11 protein-coding genes and 1 riboswitch are annotated in these 16,689 nt (G+C 44.5%); of the genes, 5 read left to right on the forward strand and 6 right to left on the reverse strand.

Translation table 11 applies throughout. The features are described from left to right. Positions 1–36: 36 nt before the first annotated feature. Positions 37–3,114: an efflux RND transporter permease subunit gene (locus tag QY97_RS00250; protein WP_039231745.1), complete on the forward strand. Its 3,078-nt coding sequence runs from the start codon at positions 37–39 to the stop codon at positions 3,112–3,114. 70 nt (positions 3,115–3,184) lie between these two features. Then, positions 3,185–3,337: riboswitch (yybP-ykoY riboswitch) on the forward strand. Positions 3,338–3,392: 55 nt separating this feature from the next. Next, positions 3,393–4,178 carry a TerC family protein gene (locus QY97_RS00255; protein WP_039231747.1) on the forward strand — a complete coding sequence of 262 codons (786 nt, stop codon included), beginning with the start codon at positions 3,393–3,395 and terminating at the stop codon, positions 4,176–4,178. Positions 4,179–4,217: 39 nt separating this feature from the next. Here the strand turns inward: QY97_RS00255 and QY97_RS00260 are convergent, their stop codons facing one another. The 5 genes from QY97_RS00260 to QY97_RS00280 all read right to left on the reverse strand — a co-directional run bounded on the left by QY97_RS00260 (position 4,218) and on the right by QY97_RS00280 (position 10,428). Next, positions 4,218–5,111, reverse strand: coding sequence for an acyl-ACP desaturase (locus QY97_RS00260; RefSeq protein WP_039231749.1), 894 nt, complete (start codon positions 5,109–5,111; stop codon positions 4,218–4,220). 281 nt (positions 5,112–5,392) lie between these two features. Next, on the reverse strand, positions 5,393–7,138 hold the full coding sequence (locus QY97_RS00265) for a B12-binding domain-containing radical SAM protein (RefSeq protein ID WP_039231750.1): 1,746 nt from the start codon (positions 7,136–7,138) through the stop codon (positions 5,393–5,395). Between the two features lie 48 nt (positions 7,139–7,186). Further along, entirely contained in the window at positions 7,187–8,212 is a 1,026-nt protein-coding gene (locus QY97_RS00270) for an acyltransferase family protein (RefSeq protein WP_039231751.1), read from the reverse strand. Positions 8,213–8,404: 192 nt separating this feature from the next. Continuing rightward, positions 8,405–8,824, reverse strand: a complete 420-nt coding sequence (locus tag QY97_RS00275) for a hypothetical protein (RefSeq protein WP_039231753.1) — start codon at positions 8,822–8,824, stop codon at positions 8,405–8,407. A 113-nt stretch (positions 8,825–8,937) separates the two neighbouring features. Continuing rightward, positions 8,938–10,428, reverse strand: coding sequence for a PAS domain-containing sensor histidine kinase (locus QY97_RS00280; protein ID WP_039231755.1), 1,491 nt, complete (start codon positions 10,426–10,428; stop codon positions 8,938–8,940). Between the two features lie 169 nt (positions 10,429–10,597). Here QY97_RS00280 and QY97_RS00285 point away from each other — a divergent pair, with 169 nt between their 5' ends. Genes QY97_RS00285 through QY97_RS00295 form a run of 3 tightly spaced genes read left to right on the forward strand, consistent with a single transcriptional unit; the run spans position 10,598 to position 14,336 of the window. Further along, positions 10,598–12,166, forward strand: a complete 1,569-nt coding sequence (locus QY97_RS00285) for a bifunctional metallophosphatase/5'-nucleotidase (protein ID WP_039231757.1) — start codon at positions 10,598–10,600, stop codon at positions 12,164–12,166. Between the two features lie 19 nt (positions 12,167–12,185). Next, the gene (locus QY97_RS00290) at positions 12,186–12,632 is read left to right on the forward strand and encodes a MarR family winged helix-turn-helix transcriptional regulator (RefSeq protein ID WP_039231758.1); all 447 of its coding nucleotides are present in this window, start codon (positions 12,186–12,188) and stop codon (positions 12,630–12,632) included. Between the two features lie 15 nt (positions 12,633–12,647). Beyond that, positions 12,648–14,336 (forward strand): M3 family oligoendopeptidase, encoded by a 1,689-nt coding sequence (locus QY97_RS00295; protein WP_039231759.1) that lies wholly within the window; start codon positions 12,648–12,650, stop codon positions 14,334–14,336. 42 nt (positions 14,337–14,378) lie between these two features. Here the strand turns inward: QY97_RS00295 and QY97_RS00300 are convergent, their stop codons facing one another. After that, complete coding sequence (locus QY97_RS00300) at positions 14,379–16,529, reverse strand: ATP-dependent Clp protease ATP-binding subunit (protein ID WP_039231760.1); 2,151 nt, start codon at positions 16,527–16,529, stop codon at positions 14,379–14,381. Between the last annotated feature and the right edge of the window lie 160 nt (positions 16,530–16,689).

Consider the following 16,689-nt stretch of genomic DNA (forward strand, 5'->3'; position numbering starts at 1 on the left):
CAAGAACCAACGAGATGAATGAGGGGAGATTGACCTTTGCAAATCAGTAATTTTTCAATTAAACGGCCAGTGTTTACCACGGTGTTAATGTTCCTGGTCCTTATTTTAGGGGCAGTTTCTTTAATGAGAATTCCTCTGAAACTGATCCCGGACTTGAATCCGCCTGTCGCCGTAGTTGTTACATCCTATGAAGGAGCGAGTCCGGTAGAAGTCATTGAAAAAGTGACTAAGCCGCTTGAAGAAAGCTTAGCTACTTTGCCGGGGATAAAGAACATTTCCTCAACTTCACAAGAAGGCTCTAACTTCATTTTACTGGAGTTTTCCTGGAGTACGGGCATTGATGATGTTCAATCAGATGTACTGCAGCGAATTGATCAAACGCCTCTACCTGATGATGCCGGCAAACCTCGGTTCATGAAATTTGACCCGGCACAATTTCCGGTCATTCAATTATCGCTGCAATCCGAAGCGGGTGAGAAGGAGCTGCAAAAGCTGGCGGAGCAGCTTGAGCAGGAGCTGGCCACGGTCGAAGGGGTGGCCAGCGTCAGTGTATCTGGCACCCTTGAGGAAGAAATCGTTATTGAATTGGATGAGGGAAAGCTGGAAGAGTATAATTTAGCTCAGTCAGATATCGTCCAGCTAATCCAGGCGAATAACATTTCTCTTCCAGGCAGCCCGGTTGAATCGGAAGGCCAGTCGCTGACAACGCGGATTATCAGTGAGCTGACAAGCGTGGAGGATATTCAAAGCCTTGTATTAACGGTTAATCCATTAAATGGAGAGGAGATAACGATTGGAGATATAGCCTCCGTCAGTTCCCAGCCCGTTGATACAGGGACCATTACAAGAGCCAACGGTCAGCCTGGGGTACTGCTAAGTGTGCTGCAGCAGTCAGATGCGAACACAGCAGAAGTATCTGAACAGTTTCAGGAGCGCTTAAATGAGCTTCTGAGTGAAGATCAATATAAAGACATCCGGGCAGATGTGCTCTTTGACCAAGGAGATTACGTCCAGCTGGCAATAGGGAATATTGGAAACTCCTTAATTATAGGCGGTATTTTAGCCATGCTGGTTCTATTTGTCTTTTTAAGGAATGTGAGGAGCCCTCTCATAGTAGGAGTAGCGATTCCATACTCCGTAATCGTCACGTTTGTACTAATGTATTTTGCCGATTTTGACTTAAACTTGATGACGTTAGGAGCGCTTGCCCTTGGGATTGGTATGCTTGTGGATAACTCCATCGTTGTATTGGAGAACATTTACCGCCATTTATCAATGGGCAAGGATTCCAGGCAGGCAGCCCGGGACGGTGCCAAGGAGGTCGGAGGCGCCATCACTGCTTCTACCTTGACAACAATTGCTGTCTTCCTGCCGGTGATCTTTATTTCGGGTATTCTTGGTCAAATTTTTAAAGAATTTGCTTTAACGATTTCCTTTAGTTTAGCGGCTTCGCTAGTCGTTGCTTTAACCGTCATCCCAATGATGGCAAGCCGATGGCTAAAGCGTCCGGTGCATTCAGAGGAAAAGCGAAAAGAGTCCGGAGTGCTCAGGCGCTATGATAGGGCGATCCGGTGGGCACTTCGTCATCGTCTGACGGTTATCGGCTTTTCTCTCTTGCTGTTGATCGGCGGATTGTTCGGTTTAACGACAGTGGGTACACAGTTTTTGCCGGCGACTGACGAAGGATTCTTCAGTGTTGGCGTAGAACTGGAGCACGGTGCTTCTTTAGAATCGACTGATGAAGTCATTCAGGCGATAGAAGAACGGTTGAGCAAGGAAGATGATGTGAGCGTATACGTCAGCCTGGTTGGATCGACTCAAGAATCTTCCGCGCGGGGCGGCGGCGGTCCTTCTAACGAAGGGGAGCTATACGTAAAGCTGACGCCGCTTGAGGAAAGAGAGCGTTCAATGTTTGCTTTCGTAGATGACATTCAGGGGGATATAAAAGAAGCGGCTAAACGTGTGGATAAGTCAGCTGAAGTGGAAATCAATATGCAGTCAGCATCCGGTACAACTCCACAGACGCTTTCATTTAATGTGCGAAGCAGTGACAGTAAAGAGCTCGACCAGGCTGTTAGCCGGATCGAAAAAGCAGTCGCTGATATCAAAGGAGTAAAGGAAGTGTCTACGGATCGGGAAGAGACTGTAGATGAGATACAAATTACAGTAGATAGAGAGAAGGCATTAGAGGCGGGACTGGCACCTGCACAGATTGCTGCTTCTGTAAATGATGCAACAAGGGGAGTGCCTGCTGCTCAAATTACAACAGAGGGCTCTGAAGTAGAAACCGTCATCGTTCGATACAGTGAGGAAGCAACAGGAAGTGTAGAGGGCTTAAAAGGATTGCTTATTAAAACACCATCTGGTGTCTTTTATGAGCTCAATGAACTGGCAGATATCACAGTTGAAGAGGGGCCTGTCTCTGTTCAGCGTATCAATCAGGAAGAGGCTGTACAGTTTACCGTTCAATATACTGCTGCTACAAACCTGGGAGAGGTGTCTCAACAAGTGGATGAGCAAATTGCTTCTCTTCAGTTAGACGACCGTGTGACGGTATCCTTCAGCGGTGAGCGTGAGCTTCTTGACAGCTCTATCGACGATATGGTGCTGGCACTCATCTTAGCCATTGTCTTAATCTACATCGTCATGGCTGCCCAGTATGAGTCCTTTAAATATCCATTTGTCATTATGTTTACCGTTCCATTAGCCGTCGTGGGGGTAGCCATTGCCTTGATAGTTACCCGGCTGCCGCTCAGTATCCCGGCGATTATTGGTGTGCTGATTTTGATTGGTATTGTCGTCAACAATGCGATTGTTATTGTCGATTACATTTTACAGAGAAAGAGGGGCGGACTTGGAAGCTATGAGGCGATTATTGAGTCATCGAAGGACCGGATTCGTCCTATTTTAATGACAGCTTTAACAACGATTCTTGGTCTTGTGCCGCTTGCTCTTGGGCTTGGCAGCGGAACGGAAATCAACCAGCCAATGGGGATCGCAGTGATCGGCGGATTAATTTCTAGTACGCTGCTAACCCTGTTCGTTATACCAGTTGTGTACAGCTTCTTCGATAAGGACACGAGAAAAATGAATAAAAAAGCTGTTAAAGGTTAAGAGACAAAAAAGTTTACAAGCCTCTTTCAACTTGCTTATAATGAAGTAGTAAACAATTAAATCTTCAATGACGCAAGTCAAAGGGGAGTAGCGTTAGGTAATTTACCTAAAACAAAGTCGTCAATTCATGGGTTTATCATCCATCGGCTTTGTTGACATGAGTGTGACTGACCATGTTTAGCAAGACCTTTGCCTTTTTTAAGGCAAAGGTCTTTTTGTGTTTAAATGGCTTCCACTTGTGAAAAATAATAGAAGATGGATAGGAGGAGAAATGGTAAATGGATGTAGCAATACTTTTAGAGTACGGCTGGGTACTGCTTGTGTTAATCATCCTTGAAGGGATTCTAGCCGCAGATAACGCAGTCGTTATGGCAGTCATGGTTAAACATCTGCCGAAAGAAGAACAAAAGAAAGCCCTGTTTTACGGGCTGGCCGGAGCGTTTGTGTTCCGTTTAGCGGCCTTATTCCTTATTTCATTTTTAGTCAATGTATGGCAAGTGCAGGCAATTGGAGCTCTTTATCTGTTCTTCATTACATTTAATCATCTGTATAAGAACTGGAAGAACAAAGATACCGTCGAAGGAATTGAGGCACATGACGTGCCGAAGCCAAAAGGGTCTTCTTTCTGGATGACAGTTTTAAAAGTAGAGATTGCGGATATTGCCTTTGCCATTGACTCAATGCTCGCAGCTGTCGCATTGGCAGTAACATTGCAGCCGCTTGGTTACTTTGAAATCGGCGGAATGGACGGCGGTCAGTTCCTTGTTATGTTCCTTGGCGGACTGATCGGTGTCATTATCATGCGTTTCGCAGCCACATGGTTTGTCCGTGTTCTTCAGAAATACCCAACACTTGAAACAGCCGCCTTCCTTATCGTCGGCTGGGTTGGTGTCAAACTGGCTGTCTTTACGCTTGCTCACCCTAAGGTTGCTATTCTGGATGAGCACTTTCCAGAATCAACAGCGTGGAAATCAGTATTCTGGACGGTCCTTGTCGGCATTGCCCTTGTCGGTTATTTAATCGCTAGAAAAAAAGGGCCGGAAACAACCACAGAAGAGTCGTAAGAAAAGAGGGACCTCTCTCAAAAGGAGGTCCCTCTTTTCTTATGATCTGGTTTTATAGAACCGGTCTCTAATTTTTTTCATTCTAGCATGGTAATTCAGAATGTCCAGCCGTGCTTTTTCAGCTTCAGGAGCGATCGGTCTTAGCTTCTCCAGCTCCCAGTAATCCACGATTACATCCAGTACTTGATCAAAATATTCCAATGGGCCGTAATTAGCTTCTTTTGCAATAATCGCCATGCGATCGTCGAAGTCCGGCATGACGGCTCCCGGCATTTGGAAATTCTTGATCACATGTCCCAGGTAGTAGCAGTAATTTGGCTCCAGCTGCAGGTGAAACTTAATGACATCCCGGTAGAAAGCATAATGCAGCGTTTCGTCTTTCGCTAATCTTCTAAGCAAAGCTGCCAGATCGGGATCATGGTTATTAGCTACTTTAGCCACGTTGCGGTAGAACACCATTGTCGCAAGTTCCTGAAGGGAAGTATAGACCATCGTTTCAAATGGTGTATGAAAGTTAGGGTTCCACCCATTTTCTACTGTTTGCTTGTGGATCTGACGAAGACGTTTAGGATCAACATTACGGGTGATTAAAAGGTACGTCTCTAGTAAGTTAGAGTGCTGATCTTCTTCTGCTGTCCACGTATGTACAAACTCCTTAATGACCGTTAGTGAGCCTTTAAAGGTTTGATCCAGGTGAGTGGTAAACCAAGGCAAGTTCACTTCCGTTAAGAGAGCTGTTTCAACCGCTGTTATGACAGAGGCAGGCAAGGTTACCTGGCTTTCATCCCATGGCAGTCTTCTGAAGTCAGCAGCTTTGTCCCACGGAAGAAAATCATGATAGCCCCAGTCGATTTTTTCTGCGCGTTTCTTATGCTCGTCATACAACTCCCGAAGCTTCGGCTCCAGTCTAAAGTCTAAATCATTTGTTAACAATGTTATCCCCCATTTAAATAAAATTTATATGATTACCTTTTTTCTGACAAATGTAATAAATCAGGCAATTTTTTATCCGCGAAACTATGGATCTGCGAAGAGGTTTATACTTGGTGCTAATAACTACTTATAAGAATATAGACAAAAAGGGACATAGTCAATTATTTTGCGGTTTCTTTTCATCTATTCATCGTATCCAAAATGAGGAAAAGGAAGGCTTTCCTTATTCGCATTAGGAAGCCTTCCTTTGTCCAAATTGTCATTTTTCGGCTTGCTCTACATTAGCTGGCATTTGTGGCCGCTTCTTTTTCCAGAAAGAAAGCCGAAGGGTAGCCGGTGGATGGCTCGAAATAGACGAGGAGATAGTTCGGCTGCTTTCTCCAGCTGCTATCATGGAGCATTGCCAGCGGTTCAATGATTGTGTGCTTATATATTTCCTTTTCCGTCAGATTAAGTTTCGCGAATGATGTACCTAAGAGAAGAGGGTCCTCCAACAGCTTCTGATAGAGTAGGGAGCGGTCTTGCTTCGTTAGTGAAGGCTCCCACCACAATTTTCGCGGCTTGTAGCGCTGATTCATTAAATAGTCATATTTCATTACACTTTCCACTTCGCTTGTAAACAGTTCCATGCTTTGCAGAAATTCGCGCAGGCGTGTAAATAAGTCCTCAAGCTGGTGGCCAATTCGTCCCCAGCCCCGTTCTTCCCAATAAGTGCCAAAGGATTGGAAGAAGTCAAATGGTGTATCAAAGCAGTAGGTAACCAGATACTCAATCGTTTCATCCATACGATGATCGTTCCAGTATTTCTCGAGAATATCCTCCACCTGTTTGATTTTAACCACATCATTGAAGGAGAGAACATTGTTGCTCAGCATTTCATACGGCGAGCGATCCATATACACGTATCCATGATCATTGGCGCGGATACGCAGGCCAGTCCCGCGCAGCAGCTTCAGAAAGCCAAGCTGCAGTTCTTCGGGACGCAGGGCAAAAACATCGTTAAATGTTTTGCGGAAGGATTGGTAATCTTCCTCAGGCAGGCCGGCGATCAGGTCAAGGTGCTGGTCAATCTTGCCGCCTTCCTTAACCATCGTTACTGTGCGAACGAGCTTCGACCAGTTTTGTTTGCGCATGACTAATTCGTTGGTTGTGTCATTCGTTGACTGTACACCAATTTCAAAACGGAACAGCCCTTTCGGTGCGTGTTCATTTAGGAAGTTAATAACTTCAGGGCGCATAATGTCCGCTGTGATTTCAAATTGAAATACAACGCCAGGCATATGCTCATCAATTAAAAATTGGAACATCTCCATTGCATAGCTGCGGCTAATGTTGAATGTGCGATCCACAAACTTGATAGTTTTAGCTCCATTTTCCATTAGGTAGCGGATATCTTCCTTAATCGCTTCTCTGTTAAAATAGCGCACGCCCGTTTCAATAGAGGACAGGCAAAATTGGCAGCGGAACGGGCAGCCCCGGCTCGTTTCAATGTAGGTTACCCGCTTCGATAGCTGTGATCGGTCTTCTTCAAAACGGAACGGAGAAGGAAGGGTACGTAAATCCAGCTTGTTTCGCTGAGGGTTAATACGCAGGCTGCCGTTCTCCATGTAGCCGATCCCGTGAACGTTTTCCCATTTTTTCTCGCCGTTTATTTCATTCAGCAGCTGCTTAAATGTTTCCTCTCCCTCACCGATAACGATAAAATCGACCTCTGGAATGCGTTTAAGCCAGTAAGACACATCGTATGATACTTCCGGGCCGCCAAGGATAATAACCGTCTCCGGCAGGACCTTTTTAATCATCTCAATGACAGTAATGGTTTCTTCGATATTCCAAATGTAACAGCTGAAGCCAAGGACATCCGGCTGCCGCTTGTACAAGTCCGTTACGATGTTCATAGCTGGGTCTTTAATCGTGTATTCTGCCATATTTACGTGATAGTCAGGCTCTGCAAAAGCTTTTAAATAACGAATGGCTAAGTTTGTATGAATATATTTTGCGTTTAGCGTACTAACGGTAATGTTCATTCCTGCATATCTCCTTAATGCTTTTCTGGTGTGTTTTTACGTATATGTTTAACTGGATGGATCCTTTGACTGACGCCTAGATCCAAGCCAATCCTTTAACCGTGTCCATTTCAGCTCGATTAGCGGCTGAGTCAGGGCAGTCACTGCCTTTGAAGACAGGAACATAGCTAATATAATAGCTGCCGCCAGTAACAGAAGGATGGACTGTGCAGACTCTTCCCATGCACTTTCACGGAATGTTTGAATAAAGAAACCGTGCAGCAGATAAACGTACAGCGTGTTCCTTCCCCATGCCGTGAAGAAATAGTTTTTATGCGGCACGAAAGCGAGGAGGGCCGCAATCATAATAAAGTTTAAAACATAAATGATGAAACGGTAAGTCATTCCTTCTAAGTTGGTGGCGCCGAGCTCCTGGAAAGAGACAGAGCCGAACAGCCAGTCCTGATCGTAGCCGGCGAATACATAAGAAGCATACAGGACAGCTGCGGTGCTGAGCAACAAGGCCACCCGTGCTGGTATTGTGAATAGTATTTGAAAATGCTCCTTCTTCAAATAAAAGCCAATTAAGAAGAAGGGAAAGAAGATGAACGTACGGGCAAAGCTTAAAATATTCAGCTGGGTGTCAATGCAGCCGATTGTAATACCGATAGCGAAAGCAACAGTTAACAATAAGGCCGGCTTCAGCTTTAGCCATTTTACCAGAAGGACGAGCAACACGTTCCAGAAGAATAAACTTAGCAGGAACCACAGCGACCATTCAGGTATGAGCATATTCAGCTCGAATGTCTCTTCTCCGCGGAGGAAGAAGTAGAAAATAGAATAGAGAACTTGGAATATCATAAACGGCAATAATATCTTTTGGGTTATCTTTTTTAAGTACCCCGGCTTGTAGAAGCTTTTTGAGAAAAAGCCGGATATCAAAATAAAGGCCGGCATATGAAATAAGTAAATGGTTGCATACAATGCAAAAAAGGTTTGATCATCCTCGATATAAGAACGAAGGAGATGACCAAATACAACAAATACAATAAGAACAAATTTTACATTATCAAAATAGTAGTTCCTCTTAGACATATTCGATCACCTAATTAATTAATAAATTATTCATCTGGCGGCTGTACTTTCTGCAAACATATCATTACATTATACAGGAAAATACATCTATCGGCTATGCCCAGTGAGGTTCCCTTCTTTTTCCGCATAAAAAGAAGGAACCCCCAAAGTGAATCACTAGAGGTTCCTTCTCTTAAAAGCGAACAAACATTGTTAAGAAGCTGTTTGCTTTTTAAAGTATTCTTCAATTTTAATTGATAACCGGATAGATTCATGATAAATATCTGTTTTCATACCATTAACGGAATGGGATTTCCGTATAGCGGGCAGCAGCTGGCTAAGCCATTCCTCAAGAAACGGAGAGGAAGAGAGGTGTCGTTCCAGCTGCTCTGCTTCTTGTTCGAGCTTTGATAGAAAGTCGTCTGCCGCCGTATGAGGAGACTGAACGGCTGTTAAGGCAAACACACATAAAGCAGCTATAAGACGAGCGAAGGGACAGGAAGTTTGTTTCATGAGCGCCTTCGCTTCGTTCACTGTTCGGATTTTTCGATATTTTGATATAGAAGAGTCATAAATCACTACATATTCATGCTGCCATTCAATAGCAGGTCGAGACACTGTTGTCTTACTCATTGTTCTTTCTCCTTTAGGCTTGCGTTGTTTATAGACACATGATGCTTTTTATATATAGCCGGTTTTCCCGGAAATTAAACCTAAAGAGGAGAAAGAAAATAGCAGCGCTTGTTTTATGGATGGCTCGGTGATTCGAGTGGAAGTGTAATTGTCACCAGCGTTCCTTCGCCAGGTTCACTGGCAATCTCAATAGAGCCGCCAAACGATTCGATAATCCTCTTACATACGACAAGTCCTAATCCTGTTCCATCTTCTTTCGATGTATAGAAGGGCTTGAAAATTAAATCAAGATCTTCTTTTTTAATGCCGGGACCTGTGTCTTTGATCATGATATGGCAATGGCTTGTCTCTTTTAGGACAGTAATATTTAATTGGCCTGTATGATTCATCGCCTCAAAGGCGTTCTTTGCCAAATTCAAGAGCACTTGCTTCATACGATCGACATGCAGGGAGACGAATATCGGTTCTTCTGGAAGCACTACATTGTATTCTACAGAGTAAAGGTTTGCCTCAGAACGGATCAACGGATTTACATCATGAATAATTTCCTTTAAATCGGCTGTCTGTAAATGCTGCACTGTGGGCTTTCCTAAAATCAATAACTCGCTGACAATCTGGTTAATGCGGGCTATTTCCTTATCGATTACTGAAAAATAAAGCTCATCCTCAGGACAGGTAGACTTCTCGTGCAGCAGCTGAACCAGCCCTTTGATGCCGGTCAACGGGTTGCGGATCTCATGAGCCGTGCTGGCAGCAAGCGTGCCAACCAGCTCTAGCTTTTGAGCTTCCTGCTGCACCCGCTCCAACCGTGTTTGTCTTTTGAGCATCATATACTTGATTAATAAGAACAAAACATGAAGCAATACTACAGCCACGATACCGATCATTAGGGTCAGCGGGATGGAATGATTATTATCTAATTCATCTGCTGTTACGACTACGTTCCATGGAAGCTCTGCAAGCGGATATTTCACTGTACGGTTCGCTTGCTGAGCTTCTTCGCTGACAGACAGGATGGGTATTTGATTCGTGTTCTCGATAGAAATGCCATAATCCGGTGTCAGCATTTCCATGATATTTCTAATGTAATCCACCCGGATGTGTGATACCAATATGGCCTGTATTTCTTCTTCTTTCATGACCGGTACAGCAATGGCGATGACCGGCTGATTATTAGACAGAGTTTCTGGTTCGTTGGCCACAGCGGTGTCCTTTATGAGCATCGCTTCTTTGATGTACGGTTTGTTTCTTAAGTTATATTGCTTCAATAGATCATTGGTGCCGACACGTACGTTTCCTTCAAAATCAAGAAGGTAAATCCCTCCGTAACGGGGGTCGCTTCCTGCTACCTCGTTCAGCATAGTCTCTATATGATTGATATCTGTCCATTCTTCGGCCAGGCTAATCGTTAAGATATCCATGCTGACTTTCGTTTCGTTAATAAATTGATCGACCTGGTTTCGGTGGACTGAAGCCACCCACTCCATTCTTTCCTGCTGTTTTTCCCCGGCTCTGTCTAACAGAAAGTGGTAACAGCTAATGGTAAACAGAACAGAGGGAAGCAAGACGATGAGAAAGTATATGAATCGTTCACGTTTATTCATTTCGTTTCTTCCTTTTAAAAAAAGTCATTCTATACAATTATAGCAAACTATCGCTGTTTTCTCTTGTCAAATTATAATTAAGGAGAAGGGGACTATCAAAGCACTTTTCAATCGTCAAGAAAACGTGTAAGTTGAACAAAGAATATAACTGCAAAAACGGGGGATGGGCATGACGAAACTGGAACTGACAATTCTTGAAACAAGCGATATGCACGGGGCGATTTTTCCCATTCATTATGGAACAAACCGTCCAGCTAACCATGGCTTGGGAAAGCTTGCTTCCTATATTAAAGAAAAGAGGCGAACGGGCGAGCCGTTACTGCTCATTGATAATGGGGACTTTCTGCAAGGAACACCTCTCGCTAGCTATTACTTTCGTGCTTGGCAGCATGAGACACATCCGATGATAAAAGTAATGTCTCATTTAGGCTATGATGCTGCTGTTTTAGGCAACCATGAATTTAACTATGGAATGGCGCCTCTCGAGAAAGCGGCAGCGGACGCTTCTTTCCCTTTCTTAAGCTGTAACATTTTAAACAAGGAGACAGGCGAGCCGTACTTCGGAAAGCCTTATTTCCTTAAAGAGTTCAAGCATAATTTAAAAGTGGCTGTAATAGGAGTCACCACCCATTACATTCCAAATTGGGAAAAGCCTGAGCACATTCAGCCTCTGGCTTTTGTCGATGCCGTAGAAGCATTAACGCAATGGGTGCCATACATAAGAGAGGCAGAGCAGCCCGACATCCTCGTTGTTTCTTACCACGGGGGCTTTGAGGTTCTGCATGGTGAGAGAAGAAGGAAGGAGCAGGGCGAGAACCAGGCGTACCGCATTTGCCGTGAAGTAAAAGGGATTGATATATTGTTAACTGGCCACCAGCACCGCATAGTAGCAGAGGTGGTGGATGGGGTGATCGTAGTTCAGCCTGGATTCAGCGGAGAAGGGATTGGGCAGGTAACGGCTGAGTTTGAGGCGGTTGATGGGCAAGTCCGTTTACGTGATTTATCAGCCAATGTCTTGCAGGCGAAGGATTTTCCTATCGATGAAGAGAGCCTAGCACTAGTAAAGGAAACGGAAGAGGCGGCCCAAGCCTGGCTGGATGAGGTGATTGGCATCGTTGACGGCGATATGACCGTTGAAGACCCTTTTCAGGTAAGGCTGCAGGAGCATCCGCTCATTGAATTAGTGAACCGTGTGCAAATGGAAGCGGCCGGCGTCGATATTTCCTGTACGGCTCTTTTCAACAATGAGGCGCCTGGCTTGCCTGAAAAAGTAACGATGCGTGATATTGTGTCTAATTATGTATATCCGAACTCGCTTGTGGTGATTGAGGTTACCGGCAGAGATATTAAGCAGGCGCTTGAGAAATCGGCTTCCTACTTTTCCTGGCTATCTTCGGGAAAACCGGGCGTCAGCTATAAGTTTGCGTACCCAAAACCCCAGCACTACAATTATGACATGTGGGAAGGGATTGAATATGAGATTCATATCAGAAAGCCGCCGGGAGAAAGAATTAAGAGCTTAACGTACCATGGCAAGCCGGTTAAAATGGATGCTTCCTATCAAGTGGCCATGAACAACTACAGAGCTGGCGGGGGCGGTGAGTACTTGATGTTTAAAGGCAAAAAGGTTATAAAGGAAATACAAACAGACATGGTCGAATTGCTTGCTGATTATATAAAGAGGCATGGCACTATTCAGGCGAAAGTTAATCACAATTGGAAAGTATTGTATTCATAAATGAAAAGAGAGGCAGCAAATGAGTAATCAAGAAGAAAAGAAGCAATCTTTAAAGCTATTTATCACCTTATCCAGAGCGTACAAAGTAGTGAATGAGAAGGCCAATGAATATATTTATGATACAGGCCTGCATCCAACGGAGTTTGGCGTATTAGAGCTTTTATATCATAAGGGGCCTCAGCCATTGCAGAAAATCGGCGGCAAGATTTTACTTGCGAGCGGCAGTATTACTTATGTGGTGGACAAGCTGGAGAAGAAAGGCTTACTGAAGCGGACAGCCTGTCCCACAGACCGGCGGGTCACGCATGCAGAGATTACGGAGAAAGGACGGGAGTTTATCGAGGAAGTATTTCCGCGGCATGAAGAAAACATTCATCAGCTCTTGTCAAGTTTATCTGCAGAGGAGAAAGAGACGGCTATTGAGCTGCTGAAGAAGCTCGGTTTATCTATTCGAGACTTATCGTAAGAAAGAGGAGATCTGATGAAATTCCAGGATTACGTATATGAACGGCCGGATATAGATGGTGCCGAAAAAGAGATAAAGATGCTTCTAGAACAGTGGGGGAAAGCGGAGAGGCTAGAGACACAAATAGACATTCTAGACCGAATCAACCGCATTCGAAGCCGGATCAGCACGATGATGGATCTTTGCTATATACGTCATACGATTGATACAAATGACCCTTTCTACAAGAAGGAGCAGGAGTATATGGATGAGATTGCTCCGAGAGCAGAGGGAATGGATTCTCGAGTGAATCAGGCGCTCTTGTCCTCTTCCTTCCGTCAAGAGTTAGAATCCCATTACGGGCCTCAGCTGTTCCGTCTGGCAGAAGCGCAGGTAAAGACATTTTCTGAAGAGGTGATGCCGCTGCTGGAAAAGGAAAATAAGCTTTCATCAAAATATACACAGCTCGTTGCCTCAGCACAAATTAACTTCGAAGGAGAAGTGCTGACGCTGGCGCAGCTGGAACCTTTTGCTGAATCGCCGGACCGTTCTGTACGCAAAAAAGCAACGGAAGCCCGTTTTCAGTTCTTCGCCGACCATGAGGACGAGTTCGATACTATTTATGACGAGTTAGTAAAAACTCGTACCGGCATTGCTCGTAAGCTTGGGTTTCAAAACTTTGTAGAGCTTGGCTACTACCGGCTGAATAGAGTCGATTATGATGCAGAAATGGTTAAAGGGTACCGGGAGCAAATCAAACAGGTTGTCGTGCCGCTTGCCAACCAGCTGCGGGAAAGTCAGGCGAAACGAATCGGTTTGGGAAAGTTGAAGTTTCACGATGAAGCATACCAGTTTACGAGTGGAAATCCTGCACCGAAAGGCCAGCCGGATTGGATTATAGAAAATGGCCAGAGAATGTATGAAGAGCTGTCAGGGGAGACAGCTGAATTCTTCCGCTTTATGCTGGAGCGGGAGCTAATGGATTTAACGGCGAAAAAAGGAAAAGCAGGGGGCGGGTATTGCACGTATATTTCAGATTACCGTTCCCCGTTTATCTTTTCGAATTTTAATGGAACTTCCGGAGATATCGATGTGCTGACACATGAAGCAGGCCATGCTTTTCAAGTGTATTCAAGCCGTGACCTGGCTGTTCCTGAATATTTATGGCCAACCTATGAAGCTTGTGAAATCCATTCTATGAGCATGGAGTTCTTTACATGGCCATGGCTGGAGAGGTTCTTTCAAGAGGAAACGGAGAAATATAAATATGCCCACCTGGCTGGCGCGGTTCTCTTCCTGCCTTATGGAGCGGCTGTGGATGAATTCCAGCACTGTGTGTATGAGCAGCCTGATTTAACTCCGAAGGAACGGAAAGTGATATGGAAAGAGATTGAACAAGCATATTTGCCGCACCGCGATTATGATGATATATCTTATCTAGAAGCAGGCGGCTTCTGGCAGCGGCAGAGTCATATTTATGAAGTGCCATTTTATTATATTGATTACACGCTCGCTCAAGTATGCGCTTTACAGTTCTGGCAGCGAATGAGAGAAGAGAAGGAGCGTGCCTGGGAGGATTATGTAGGCATCTGTAAGGTCGGAGGAAGCTTGTCGTTCACTGAGATTGTTAAGCTTGCCAATCTAACCTCTCCTTTTGAGGCCGGCTGCCTGGCTAAGACAATCCAGCCGGTTGCTGAGTGGCTCGATCAGGCGGAAACCAAATAAAAAAGACATCCAAAAGCTTTAGCTTTTGGATGTCTTTTTTCATTAAGCAGTGACGATGCAAATATCTTCCCCATCTAACACAGCTTTTAATTGCTTCGTATCTGGGTGATCGAGAATGAAGTCAGCGATGCCATCCTCCAGTTTTTCCTGGATCACCCGGCGGAGCGGACGGGCACCAAAGTCAGGGTGGTAGCCCAGCTCGCTTAATCGCTCTTTCACTTCATCTGTTACTTCGAGTGTCATCTCTTGCTCTTCAAGTGCTGTGTTTAATTCAGTAAGCATTAAATCAACAATTTTTGTTAAGTCTTCTTTGCCAAGAGCTTTAAATTCTACGATATTATCAAAACGGTTCAAGAATTCAGGCTTAAAGAAGCTGCCGAGTGAATCAAGAATAGAGCTCTCTTTCACGGCATTGTTCTTTTCAAAGCCAACAGTAATGGTTTTCTCAGCTGCTCCTGCGTTGCTTGTCATAATAATGACAGTGTCTTTAAAGCTGACTGTGCGTCCTTGGCTGTCCGTTAAGCGGCCATCCTCAAGAATTTGCAAGAACATGTGCTGCACATCTGGGTGAGCTTTTTCTATCTCATCAAGCAAAATAATGCTATAAGGGTTTCGGCGCACCTTCTCTGTTAATTGTCCGGCTTCTTCATGGCCGACATATCCCGGAGGAGAACCAATTAACTTAGATACGCTGTGTTTCTCCATAAATTCACTCATGTCCAGGCGAACCATTGCCTCTTTAGAGCCGAATAACTCTTCAGCAAGCGCCTTTGTCAGCTCTGTTTTACCAACACCAGTCGGTCCGACAAACAGGAAGGAGCCAATTGGACGGGATTTGGACTTCAATCCAGCGCGGCTCCGGCGAACAGCTTTTGCTACTTTCTGAACCGCTTCAGCTTGTCCAATGACCTTCTTCGCCAAGTTCTCTTCCAGATGCTTCATAGCTTGCTGTTCATCCTCTTGAAGCTTGCCAACAGGGATGCCTGTTTTTTCTTCAATTAATTGCTGAATGTGCTGTACTGTGACAGTTGGACGTTCAGCTTTCTCCTGGGAGCCTGCCAGTTTAGCTTCAAGCTTTTCCTCCTCATCACGCAGCTGGGCAGCTTTTTCGTATTCTTCCTTCTGTAACGCGTCTTCCTTCTCTTTGGCAATTTGAGAAAGGCGTTCTTGAATCGTTTCTTTGTCTTGTGTATCAATCGTTAAGTTTAATTTGGATCCAGCCTCATCCATCAAGTCAATAGCTTTGTCAGGCAGGAAGCGGTCCTGAATATAACGGTGTGACAACTTGGCACAAGCTTCAATCGCTTCTTGTGTGAAAGTCACTTCATGGAAATCTTCATAACGTTTTTGAAGACCGTTTAGAATTTTGATAGCTGCCTCAACAGATGGTTCACTGACTTGTACGGGCTGGAAGCGCCGCTCTAACGCTGCGTCTTTCTCAATTTGGCGGTACTCTTTTAAGGTAGTAGCACCGATCAATTGCAGTTCACCGCGGGCAAGCGCCGGTTTTAAAATATTGCCGGCATCCATAGAGCCCTCTGCAGACCCAGCACCGACAATGAGATGAATTTCGTCGATGAACAGCAGAACATCCTTTTTAGTTTCCAGTTCAGAAATCAGCTGCTTCATTCTTTCTTCAAATTGGCCGCGAATACCGGTGTTAGCGACAAGAGAAGCTACATCAAGCAAATAGACCTCTTTGCCTTTTAGTTTTGCCGGCACATCACCTTTAGAGATCTTCAAAGCAAGACCCTCAGCGATTGCTGTCTTCCCCGTACCTGGTTCACCGATCAATACAGGGTTATTTTTGTTACGACGGTTTAATACTTCGATGACACGGTCAATTTCTTTCTCCCGGCCAATCACAGGATCAAGTAGACCGGATTTCGCCATGTCGGTTAAATTGCGGCCGAATTGATCAAGGAATCCGTTACCTTTTCCTCCATTGCCGCCTTGCTGTGGCTGCATGTGCGGAGGAGCAGCCGGCTGGCCACTCATATTGGAAAAACCAAAGCCCTTCATTAAATCATCGAAAGGAAATCCACTATGCTGAAAGTTCATTGATCCATCTCCTATCTGATGTTTTCTATTGTGATAGCAGTCAGAGCATAAATAAAGCTGTGTTCTTTTTCCGTTAATATTCATGCGGAATTGGACATTTGCTTCGTGCTGTTTACAGTTTTGGCACAACATACACTTCATCCTTTCCATTTTTTTTAATGATCAAGATTATTTAATAAATAGATATATCTTAAGATAATTTGGTTGTCTATTGACTTTGACTAACTTTGACCTTGTGACTTTATTATACTTTGACCTTTTTTGACTTTCAAGGGGTTTTTAAAAATTTTTT

The sequence above is a fragment of the Bacillus thermotolerans genome (assembly GCF_000812025.2).
GTDB lineage: Bacteria > Bacillota > Bacilli > Bacillales > Domibacillaceae > Quasibacillus > Quasibacillus thermotolerans.

What these genes read in the sequence shown, in the direction of transcription:
- QY97_RS00255 (WP_039231747.1), top strand. Translation starts at nt 3,393, where the DNA reads ATGGATGTAGCAATACTTTTAGAGTACGGCTGGGTACTGCTTGTGTTA.
- QY97_RS00265 (WP_039231750.1), bottom strand. Translation starts at nt 7,138, where the DNA reads ATGAACATTACCGTTAGTACGCTAAACGCAAAATATATTCATACAAAC.
- QY97_RS00270 (WP_039231751.1), bottom strand. Translation starts at nt 8,212, where the DNA reads ATGTCTAAGAGGAACTACTATTTTGATAATGTAAAATTTGTTCTTATT.
- QY97_RS00275 (WP_039231753.1), bottom strand. Translation starts at nt 8,824, where the DNA reads ATGAGTAAGACAACAGTGTCTCGACCTGCTATTGAATGGCAGCATGAA.
- QY97_RS00280 (WP_039231755.1), bottom strand. Translation starts at nt 10,428, where the DNA reads ATGAATAAACGTGAACGATTCATATACTTTCTCATCGTCTTGCTTCCC.
- QY97_RS00285 (WP_039231757.1), top strand. Translation starts at nt 10,598, where the DNA reads ATGACGAAACTGGAACTGACAATTCTTGAAACAAGCGATATGCACGGG.
- QY97_RS00290 (WP_039231758.1), top strand. Translation starts at nt 12,186, where the DNA reads ATGAGTAATCAAGAAGAAAAGAAGCAATCTTTAAAGCTATTTATCACC.
- QY97_RS00295 (WP_039231759.1), top strand. Translation starts at nt 12,648, where the DNA reads ATGAAATTCCAGGATTACGTATATGAACGGCCGGATATAGATGGTGCC.
- QY97_RS00300 (WP_039231760.1), bottom strand. Translation starts at nt 16,529, where the DNA reads ATGTTGTGCCAAAACTGTAAACAGCACGAAGCAAATGTCCAATTCCGC.